General features: G+C 69.4%; 6 protein-coding genes and 1 pseudogene. 2 read left to right on the forward strand and 5 right to left on the reverse strand.

Going from position 1 to position 10,190, the window contains the following annotated elements; translation table 11 throughout:
- Positions 1-274 precede the first annotated feature (274 nt).
- Positions 275-3,163: a trypsin-like serine protease gene (locus tag ACFV6D_RS12860; protein WP_159398638.1), complete on the reverse strand. Its 2,889-nt coding sequence runs from the start codon at positions 3,161-3,163 to the stop codon at positions 275-277.
- 470 nt (positions 3,164-3,633) lie between these two features.
- Between ACFV6D_RS12860 and ACFV6D_RS12865 the strand changes: the two genes are divergently transcribed.
- Entirely contained in the window at positions 3,634-4,245 is a 612-nt protein-coding gene (locus ACFV6D_RS12865) for a hypothetical protein (protein WP_063351879.1), read from the forward strand.
- A gap of 272 nt (positions 4,246-4,517) precedes the next feature.
- On the opposite strand, the gene ACFV6D_RS12870 is transcribed toward ACFV6D_RS12865, so the two are convergent.
- Positions 4,518-5,858 carry an FG-GAP-like repeat-containing protein gene (locus ACFV6D_RS12870; protein WP_380559587.1) on the reverse strand — a complete coding sequence of 447 codons (1,341 nt, stop codon included), beginning with the start codon at positions 5,856-5,858 and terminating at the stop codon, positions 4,518-4,520.
- Positions 5,859-5,916: 58 nt separating this feature from the next.
- On the reverse strand, positions 5,917-7,317 hold the full coding sequence (locus ACFV6D_RS12875) for an FG-GAP repeat domain-containing protein (RefSeq protein ID WP_380559589.1): 1,401 nt from the start codon (positions 7,315-7,317) through the stop codon (positions 5,917-5,919).
- 668 nt (positions 7,318-7,985) lie between these two features.
- Between ACFV6D_RS12875 and ACFV6D_RS12880 the strand changes: the two are divergent.
- A pseudogene (locus ACFV6D_RS12880) lies at positions 7,986-8,131 on the forward strand (IS256 family transposase); the annotation flags it as partial.
- A 28-nt stretch (positions 8,132-8,159) separates the two neighbouring features.
- Here the strand turns inward: ACFV6D_RS12880 and ACFV6D_RS12885 are convergent.
- Positions 8,160-9,110, reverse strand: a complete 951-nt coding sequence (locus ACFV6D_RS12885) for a MerR family transcriptional regulator (RefSeq protein ID WP_380559591.1) — start codon at positions 9,108-9,110, stop codon at positions 8,160-8,162.
- Between the two features lie 401 nt (positions 9,111-9,511).
- Positions 9,512-9,958 (reverse strand): nitroreductase family deazaflavin-dependent oxidoreductase, encoded by a 447-nt coding sequence (locus tag ACFV6D_RS12890; protein WP_380559637.1) that lies wholly within the window; start codon positions 9,956-9,958, stop codon positions 9,512-9,514.
- Positions 9,959-10,190: the final 232 nt, after the last annotated feature.

Genomic DNA, 10,190 nt, shown 5'->3' on the forward strand with positions numbered 1-10,190 from the left:
TCCTGTGTTTGTTGGTGGTGGGGGGGGTGGTTTTTTTTTTCACCCCCCGCCCGCCTGGGGGGGGCCCCCGCCCCCCGCCCCCCCCCCCACTCATCTGGCAACCGACCCACAGCCCGCGAAAAGGTTGACGGGACCGTGGCCGCGCAGGCCGATCACCTCAGCCAGGGCCTCGACCTCGCAGGCCCGGTCGTAGTCGTCGGGCTGGTCGCTGGGGAGTTGACGCTGCGGTCCCGCGAGTCGCGGCCGCCGTCGGTGCGGCGTCCGCGACTGCCAGTCACAGGCGGAAGGGGTTGCCGCCCTGTGCGGCGATCACGTACCAGGCGGTCGCCCCGGTGTGGAGGGAGGAGTAGTAGAAGTCGCCCTCCCCGGTGTCCAGGCCGTCGTGCGAGGCGGCGACGATGCCCTTGCCGTCCGTGTTGGCCGCACCGCTCTGGGCCTTCTGCAGGGTCGCCATCAGGGTCGCCGCCTTCGCGGCGTCGCCGTCCGCGCGGCGGACCTGATAGGCGGCCAGCAGGTGGGCGGTGCCCTCGAACCAGACGCCGCTGGTGTCCTTGCCGCTGAAGCCCACCCCGCTGTACGGGCCGTCGGTGGCCGCCATCCGCCCGGCCGCCCAGTCGACGGCGGGCGCGTAGGACGGGTCGAGGGTGGCCAGGTAGCTCCAGGTCTGCACGTCCTCCGGCTCGACGTCGTCGTTGGTGGTCACCCCGTCCAGGCCGGTGCCCGTCCACAGGTGGCCGTTGGCGGCCTGCACGGACTTCACGAACCGGAACGCGTTGGTGGAGCGCTGCGCCCAGCCCGCGTCGCCGGTGACGCCGGCGAGCATGGCGAAGAAGGCGCCGGTGTCGATGTTGTGCTCCGTGGCCTTCCAGGTGAGCGGGACCATCGTCTGGCCGGTGCCGTCGTCGTTGCGCAGGCCGCCGGTGTAGCCGCCGGCGCCGCGGGTGTCCGCGGTGTTGTTCTGGATCCAGTTGGCGGCCTTCAACGCCCCGTCCAGGAAGCGCTGTTGGCCGGTCACCCGGTAGAGCCGGGTGAGCGCCATGCCGGCCCAGGCCATGTTCCCGGTGTAGACGGAGAACCCGCCGACGTACGGCTCGCCGGACGGGGTCTTGACGAAGGGGTCCGGCTCGTAGGAGGCGCGGATGCGGCCGTCCGGGGTGATGTCGTGGGCCTGGGCGTACAGCAGGCTGTCGCCGAGCGCCGTGGCGTGGGCGACGTCGTCGGTTCCGCCGCGTTGCAGGAACGCGGTGATGACGAGCGCGTTGTCGTACGTGAAGGAGGCCTGGAAGCCGTCCGGGCCGAACAGCTTCGGGTCCTCGAAGTGCCCGCCCTGGTAGCTGCGGGGCACGCGCAGCGTGCTGCCGGTGCCGTGGGCGTCGAGGCGCTGGGCGAGGAAGGAGTAGGCCGCGTCCACGGAAGGCCCGGAGGGCTTCACCGGCGGCTGCTGGGACGGCAGGTGCAGGCTGTCCGCGGGCGGGGGGCCGGGCGTGCTCGGCAGGTCGGCGTCCTCGTCGCCGACCGGCACCAGTTTGAAGAGCTGGTTCTCGTCGTTGTGGTCGCACGGGGCGTTGCCGGGTGTCGCGATGCTGTTCGGCACACTCGCGCCGGGCCACAGTGCGAGACAGTTCCCGCCCTTGATCTGGAGGTGGAAGTACCAGTGGCCGCCCTCCCAGTCCGACATCTGGAGTCCGACGTCGGCGGACTGGCCCAGGTACTCGTTGGGGGCGGCGAGGTTCCGGAACATCCAGCCGCCGTCCGTCGTCTGGAGGATTTCCCAGTCGGCCCGCGGGTCACCGGGCTGGCTGCCGACGAGCCGGCCGCTCGGCAGGTCGTAGGCCATCGCCGCACCGTTGCCGTCGACCAGTTCGGTGTGGTCGTGCGGCTTGGGGTCGGAGCCCATCGCCACGCCCCCGCCGCCGCTGCCGTAGTCCTCCCAGCTCACGTGCCCGGTGCTCCAGTCGCGAACGCCGATCTTGGCGCCCAGCATGGGGAGGGCGTCCTCCAGGCCGACGAACATGATGCCGCCCGAGCAGGTGGTCGCCATCGTCTTCCCCGGCGTCTTGCAGCTCCAGGTTCCACCCGTGGTGGCCGAGACGATGCCCAGGGCCGTGATGTTGGGCGGCGCCCCCGGCAGGCCCGGGCCGCCTCCCAGCACGACGGGCCCTCCGCTGTCACCCCTGCGGGCCGCGATGGACGAGTTGTCGGCGGCGGTGAACTGCTTGAGGGCCTTCCACCCGTACATGTAGTGGTGCTCGATCTCGCCGCCCAGGTTGTCGGGACCCTTGGCGTAGTAGTCGGTCACCTTGGTGGTGACCTGGATGTTGCAGATCTCGCCCGAGCGGGAGCCCTCGTTGCAGATCCAGTTCCCCTCGTGCGCCACCTGCGCGGCGCTCACCCACTTCTTGGTCTGCGAGATGCTGGACTGGTCGGCCGCGCCGCCCGTCCAGATCTGCTGGTCCATCGTGATGTTCGAAGACGGCTTGATGACGGCCGCGTCGAGGTAGACGGGCCCCCTCTCGTCCTGGCGGACGATGTGGGGCGAGATCCGGGTGCCGATCGCCGGCCCCTGTCCGCCCGAATCGTCCACGCCGTACCGGACGTTGGTCTCGTTGTTCGGCATGAAGCAGTGGTCCGCGGTGAGCATGGCGTTCTCGTCGCGGTACTTGATCGCGAACGCCGTGCTGCAGAACGGTGCGATGATCTGCGCGCCGCCGGCACTCGGATCGCTCCGGCGCGAGGGTTCGCCGAGGCTGATCGACTCCGTGCCGTTCGCTTCGACCGTCACCGGAACGCTCACGGACGCCACCGCCCGCCGCAGCCGCTGTGCGTCGGCCTCGCCGCCCACCACGGTCGCGGTGAGGCCGCTCCCGTCCTGCGGCATCGCCACGTCGGTGATCCGCACTCCGACGGAATCGGCGATGCGCGTCACCTCGCGCGAGGCGTCCTTCAGGTCCTGCGCACTGTGCGGCGCCGACTTGACGTCGACGCGCACCGGGCTGTGCGCGACGACCGCCCGGACCTCGGGCGCCAGCTCGCCGTGCCAGTAGATCGTGAGGTGCTTCGTCTCGGGGGCGGCGACCACGCCGGCGAGGGCCTGGCTGCCGATCTGACCCGACACCTGTTCCACGGCCGAAGCGGTCTCGTTCATCTTGCCCTGGATGTCCATCAGTTGATGCCAGGACAAGAAGGGTGAAGGGCTCCCGAAGGAGTTCGCCACGGGCGCGATGCCGGGAGCCGCGAGCACTCCCACGACGGCGGTCGCGGTGGCGAAGGCCACGAGCGGCCTTCGCCACCTGCCCCTGCGGCGGGCCGGATCTTCGATGTGGTGGACCAACGGGAACTCCTCGGGGCTCGAAACTGTGGGGCGCCTCGGCGCCCTCTCACCCGTGCCTACGGGCGGGGGTGAACGCGCAGTTCAGAGCAGGTGCGGGTCGGCCGAGAACGCTTGCCGGTCCGTGGTTCGGACGCCCGGATGCCCGGATGCCACCGGCCGGTTCGCCGTTTGGCCACCGCCGGGCGTTCGGACCGGATCGGCTGCGACGGGACGTCCCGGAAACATCTAATTCGCACACCTCATCGCTCCCGGACGGGCAGAGTGGGAACCCGATCCGCCGAACAGTCGACCTGGAGGCTCCCGTGCTCAACCTCTCCCGCGAGGAACTACCGGAACGGCACCAGGAGTTGCTGGACGTCCTGGTGACACGGCATGACCTGGCCACCAAGCGCCGCCGTAACACCTCGTTCGTACTCCTCGACCACGACGGACGTCGCTTCGCCGTCTGTGAGTACGGAGCGCACTGGTACGAGGAAGGCGTGCCGGTGCACCTGGCAGTCGACCTGACCACGGGCAGCCATGTGTCGATCACCGCCTACCGCGCCTCCGCCATGTGGCCGGGAACGTTCTGGTCGTTCTTCGAACCCGGCCGCGTACCCTCCGACGACCCGGTGCGGGCCTGGCTGGCGACGCCGGCGGCTGCCCCCGGGCCGCGCCCGAGCGTCGCCGTGGCGTGGCCGGACCAACTCGAACGGTTCTGCGCTGCGGAGCTGGTCCGCACCGACCAACCCGAACTGCTCGCACAGGCCGAGCTGGTCGCGGACCCGGAACTTCCCGAGGACCAGACCACACTGGTACGACGGCACTCGGCGGCGGCACTGCCGTACGCCGTGCTGTTCCGCCACGAGGACGCGCTGAGCGTCGTCAACAAGCTGATCGGCAGCGGCCGGGGCTGTCCGCTCCCCGAACTCTGACAGCGGCGCGCCCTGTCGATGGGTGCGCACCCGCCCCCTCCAGGGCGTCACCTCGCTGCCGCAGGTCCCGCACCAGGTACGGCAAGACACCTGAGAGCTACCTCGCAGGCCTTCACCTCCGCGCCCCGATGATCCGGCAGCGGCGGACCGCCCGTACGACGGTCTCGACACAGGGTCAGCCGGCGGTCGTGTCGAAGCAGTGCGCCTCTGACGCGAGAACCCGCCGGGCCCGGGGCGGGTTCTCGCGTCAGAGCGGGTTCGTCACCCAGGGTCTACCAGTCGGTGCCGATGTTGGCGCGGTTGCCGAAGGTGCTCTGGCCGGTGCCGGGGTAGAAGTACATGTCGCCGGTGGATCCTTGGGGAGCCTGGACGGCGGCGATGTCCGACTTCCCGTCGGCGTTGAAGTCGCCGCCGATGAGGTCGCGCATGATGTTCCAGCCGGTACCGGCGTTGACCGGGGCTGCGAACGAACCGGCGCCGTTGCCCGGATAGATGTACAGATTCCCGTCAGCGGTGCCTACCGCGGCGATGTCCGACTTCCCGTCACCGTTGAAGTCACCGCTCGCGAATTTACCCACGGTGTTCCAACCGGTACCGGCGTTGATCGGGGCCGCGAAAGAGCCGGCACCGTTACCCGGATAGATGTACAGATTCCCGTCAGCAGTACCGACCGCGGCGATGTCCGACTTCCCGTCACCGTTGAAGTCGCCGCCGATGAGGTGGTCCAGGTTGTTCCAGCCGGTGCCCGCCAACCACGGCGTGCCGAACGCGCCGGCGCCATTGCCCGGATAGACGTACAGATTCCCGTTGGCGGTGTTCACCGCGGCGAGGTCGACCTTCCCATCGCCGTTGAAGTCACCCGGCGTCACATTGCTGACCGTGTCCCAACCGGTGCCGATCAGACTCCGCTCACCGAACGTACCGACACCGGTACCCGGGTACAGGTACATCTTCCCCGTCGCCGCATCCACCGCCGCCAGATCGGTCTTCCCGTCACCATTGAAGTCAGCCGACGCAAAACCCGTCATCCCCACCGGAGTCGCCGGCGGAGGCGTGGTGTTGTCCTCAACGACCTTGTTGAGACGGAGGGCCACGTAGCTGCTTGCCGGGTAGCTCGAGATGTTTCCGCTGTAGACGTTCCCGTTCCCATAGGTCACGTCGGTCCTCGGGTTCGACTGGTGGATGTAGGTGAAGTCCCCGGTCGCCTGGTTGTTCCACCTCACGAAGAGCACGACGTGGTCGCTGATGTTGTCCAGCGCGTCGCCGGGGCGGAGTTCGCTCTTGTTGATGCGCGTGCTCAGAGATCGGCTGTCGAGGGTATTGGTGGTCGGCGAGCCGAGCCCGGTGGCCGACAGGTGCCAAGCCATCGAGATGAACCCTGAACAGTCGGTGCGGTAGGTGTGGCCGTCGCCGTCCCCGTACGTCGCGCCCTGGTTGTACTGGACGTTCTGGGCGTCCCAGTACTGGGCGCGCTGCAGGATCTCGGATCGGTTGACGGGGCCTCCGAGGGAGGAGCCGGCCTGGGCGGGCGGCGCGGTCAGGCCCACGGCGGCCAGGGCGGCGATTAACGGAACGAGAACGGACGCGCGGCGGAAGCGGCTGTTCTTGGGCATGGCTGTCTACCTCGATCTGGTCAATGGTGTGTGTCGGCTACTGGGTTGGAGGGGGCGGCTACCAGCCGGTGCCGATGTTGGTGCGGTTGCCGAAGGTGCTCTGGCCGGTGCCGGGGTAGAAGTACATGTCGCCGGTGGATCCTTGGGGAGCCTGGACGGCGGCGATGTCCGACTTCCCGTCGGCGTTGAAGTCGCCGCCGATGAGGTCGCGCATGATGTTCCAGCCGGTACCGGCGTTGACCGGGGCTGCGAACGAACCGGCGCCGTTGCCCGGATAGATGTACAGATTCCCGTCAGCGGTGCCTACCGCGGCGATGTCCGACTTCCCGTCACCGTTGAAGTCACCGCTCGCGAATTTACCCACGGTGTTCCAACCGGTACCGGCGTTGATCGGGGCCGCGAAAGAGCCGGCACCGTTACCCGGATAGATGTACAGATTCCCGTCAGCAGTACCGACCACGGCGATGTCCGACTTCCCGTCACCGTTGAAGTCGCCGCCGATGAGGTGGTCCAGGTTGTTCCAGCCGGTGCCCGCCAACCACGGCGTGCCGAACGCGCCGGCGCCATTGCCCGGATAGACGTACAGATTCCCGTTGGCGGTGTTCACCGCGGCGAGATCGACCTTCCCATCGCCGTTGAAGTCACCCGGCGTCACATTGCTGACCGTGTCCCAACCGGTACCGATCAGACTCCGCTCACCGAACGTACCGACACCGGTACCCGGGTACAGGTACATCTTCCCCGTCGCCGCATCCACCGCCGCCAGATCGGTCTTCCCGTCACCATTGAAGTCAGCCGACGCAAAACCCGTCATCCCCACCGGAATAGCGGGGCTCTGGCCGATGGCGTTGACGATCTTCTGCGCGTCGGCCGCCTGCCCCTGGTAGAGGCTGGGATAGGCCGACTGCTGGACGCCTTGGCAGACCTCGCCGATCGACTTGCTCTGCCACGTGTTGTTCGGATACGTCGAGAGCATCGCGCTGATGAACTTGCGGGTCGTCGTCGCCGGGTCGAGCCGCTGCGCGGTGGTGCCCCACGAGGCCCGCTGCTGGAACAGGCCGACACTGTCGTGGTCCTCCATGTTCGGGTTGTTCCGCAGGGTGGATTCCACGATCGCCGTGGTGATCGCGATGACCTCGGCCTGCTGCGGTAAGCCGTTGGCCCGCACGGTGTTGACGATGGCCCGGGCGCAGGACATCCGGTACGCGTTCATCGCGTTCCGCAGGCTGCCGGTGAGCTGTTGGTTCAGTTGGGCGGCGGCGGTGGTGTCGGCGGAGGTGACCGTGCCGCAGGACACATCGGGCAGGGTCGCGTGCGCGGGGCTCGTCGCAACCATCATCCCGCCGGCCAGGACCGCACTCACCGCGAGAAGTTGCAGGGCGTTGCGCACAGTCCTTTTCATGGTGAACGTTTCCTTCGTTCGCAGGTCGGATGTGTCGTCGCCAGAGATCTGGGCCACGACAGGCCTCAAGGGCACTGAGGGAATTCGCCTTCGACCGTGCGCCCGACAGCGCATGGACAAGCCCGGCGCGCAACACGTGAGAGCAGAGTGAGAACGCCCCGGTTCGGCGACGGCCCCGGTTCGGCGACCGCCCCGGCCGCGCGGCGCCATCGCGGCGACGGGCGCGGCGCCCGGGCCGGTGACGTGCGGGTGGGCCCGAAGTGGGCTGCTACTGCCAGCCCATGGTGTCGATGCTCACCAGGGGCGGCGTCGGAAGCAGGGTGGCGGTGACGAGCGGGGTGACGAGGGCGGCGACCGCGGCGGCCTTCGCGATGCGGGTGCGGATCATGGCAGGGCTCCTTCGGGACACACGCGCAACAGGGAGTGGTCCGGACCCGGTGCGTCCCGCGGTGACGCTGCCCCGGTTCCTTTCGGCTGCTTGTCGCTGCCGTTGGGTACGATCCTGCCCGCCGACCAGTAGCCCAACTAGGGCTCTGTGCTGGCCTGAACCGGCCTTGGCCCAAGCCGTCCACCGTGGTCGGATGCGAACGCCCAGCGCCTCGGGCCGACGCATACGACTGCAGGGCGATCGACGTTCCGGAATGCGGCCGGTGACGGTTCGGACTGCGACCTTGAACGTGGTGGCCATGGCCGACGGCTACCGCGAATCGTCCGAGGCGTGGACCGGGCTCGCGATGGTGTCCAAGCTGGTCGAGTCCGCCCAGGCCGGTGGCGCGCCGTCAACGGCGCCCACCTGGTCGCGCTCGTCCGCGCCGGCGCTCGCTTCGACCGCGGCCTGCTCGTCGAACGTGCCGAGGCCCTCGCCGCCTGATCAGGGGCTGCGAGGGCCGGGCGGGAGGTTACACGGTGGTGGGGCTGCTGGTCCCGGCGCGCAGGGCTGCGATGAGCCAGGCGAACACGGGCGCAAGGCTCGGCGGGGCGGGCCATGCGTTGATCACGGTAAGGAGGTGCCAGTAGCGTTCCGCCCGAGGATCGTTGGCCGTCTCCAGACGCGTCAGCAACCACTCGCGCAGCTCGCCGTCGTCCGCACGGTTGAAGACTTGGGCATAGCGGGCGGTCAGGTCACCGACGACGGTTACAGCCTCGGCGGAGGCCGGGGCGATGCCGGCGTCGAGGGCGTCGCCGACCCGGTCGCGGACGGCTTCGGTGAGCTCCTGGTGCAGGCCGGTGGTGTCGCCCTGGGCGCGCTCGTTCGCCTGGTGCTGGGCCATCCGTCGCACGGAGGCGCGGAAGTCCGGGTCCTGGGTGAGTTCGGCGAGTTCGACCCAGGCGTCGACCTGCTCGGGCTCGGGGTCGTCGGGCAGCTCGGGCATGGCCGAACGCATCAGGGCCACGAAGTCGGGGTTGGCTTCGAGACCGCCGAAGGCGTCGTCGATGAAGTCGTTGACGAGGCGTCGGCGTTCGTCGTCGGAGAGCTTCGCGAGTTTGTGCATGAGGTCCATCTCCTTGGGAGTAGAGCCCCGTTTGGCCACCGCCCGCAGCACCGCGCGTCGCAGCCGGAGGGTGCGGATCTGCACCTCCAGTGCGTCGGCGTGGGCCGCCGCGACCGCGGACACCGAGACCTCCCGGTCCAGCACCTGCCGAATGACGGCAAGTTCCAGGCCCAGGTCGCGAAGAGTGCGCACCAGATCCAGGCGTGCGAGCGCAGTGAGGTCGTAGAGCCGGTAGCCAGCCGGGCTTCGGTCAGTCGACGGCACGATCCCGATGTCGGAGTAGAACCGTATGGTCTTGACCGTCAGTCCGGTCCTACGGGCCAAAGCCCCGATCGTGAAAAGTCCGTCGCTGTCCATGCCCCCACCCTCACGTCTCCCCCTGATGGAGACTCAAGTCATCTTCCCTCCACCCGCCACCCACCACCCCACGGGACCGAGACAGCTGCCTCGTCCCCAGGTCTTGACAATGACTCGCGACGCGGTCCGGTCAAAGCCCGCGCTGACCGAGGTCGGCCCCCGACCGTGGCCGGGGGCCGGCACTTCGGGACCGCTCAGCGGACGTCGGTCTCATCGATCAGGTACTGGAGCTCGTCGAAGATCGGGACGCCTCGACGGGCCGGTCGGTTCACCCGCTCCGGCCGGGTTCTCCGCTCGTGTCACGTCACGTCGCATCGCGCACGGGAGCTGCCGTGCCGGGCGAAGGGCTCGGGCGGGAGGGCGGTTTCCGGTGCTCCGGGCCCCGCCCGAGCCGTTCGGGGTCAACGACCGGCGGTCTCCGGCTCCAGCACGAAGACAGGGATCACCCGGTCCGTCTTCATCTGGTACGCGGCGTAGTCCGGCCAGACCTCGACCGCGCGGGACCACCACAGCTCCCGCTCCGCGCCCTCGATCTCACGGGCCGTCATGTCCTGGCGCACGGCGCCGTCCTGGAGCTCGACCTGCGGGTGCGCGACCAGGTTGTGGTACCAGGTGGGGTTCTTGGGCGCGCCGCCCTGCGAGGCCACCAGGGCGTAGGTCCCCTCGTGTTCCACCCGCATCAGCGGGTTCTTGCGGATCTTGCCGCTCTTGGCCCCCAGGCTGGTGAGGACGACCACCGGCACGCCCCGGAGCGTCGTGCCCTCGGTGCCCCCGGAGCCCTCGTACAGCGCGACCTGGTCGCTGACCCACTTCTCCGGGCTCGGCTGGTATTCGCCGCTAAGAGGCATGCTGTTCCCGTCCCACTCGATGAGGACCACCGACGGCCGACCTTGTGTCATCCGCCCCGAGGCCCTCGCTCCGTTCGGCCGCCTCCATGATTCACCACGAGGCCGCCGCCCGATAGGAGGCGGCGCGACGGCGGGGCGTGGGGGGGGCGGGCGGGCCCGGGGGGTGTATGCGGAACACCCCGCGGGGGGCCGCGGGGGGGGCCGGCGGGGGGGGGGGGCCGCGGGGGCGGGG

Source organism: Kitasatospora sp. NPDC059812 (assembly GCF_042732075.1).
Classification (GTDB): Bacteria; Actinomycetota; Actinomycetes; order Streptomycetales; family Streptomycetaceae; genus Kitasatospora.

Bases quoted from the DNA above. Each gene is read 5' to 3' on its own strand.
- ACFV6D_RS12885 (WP_380559591.1), bottom strand. From the start codon at position 9,110: ATGGACAGCGACGGACTTTTCACGATCGGGGCTTTGGCCCGTAGGACC.
- ACFV6D_RS12870 (WP_380559587.1), bottom strand. From the start codon at position 5,858: ATGCCCAAGAACAGCCGCTTCCGCCGCGCGTCCGTTCTCGTTCCGTTA.
- ACFV6D_RS12890 (WP_380559637.1), bottom strand. From the start codon at position 9,958: ATGCCTCTTAGCGGCGAATACCAGCCGAGCCCGGAGAAGTGGGTCAGC.
- ACFV6D_RS12860 (WP_159398638.1), bottom strand. From the start codon at position 3,163: ATGGACATCCAGGGCAAGATGAACGAGACCGCTTCGGCCGTGGAACAG.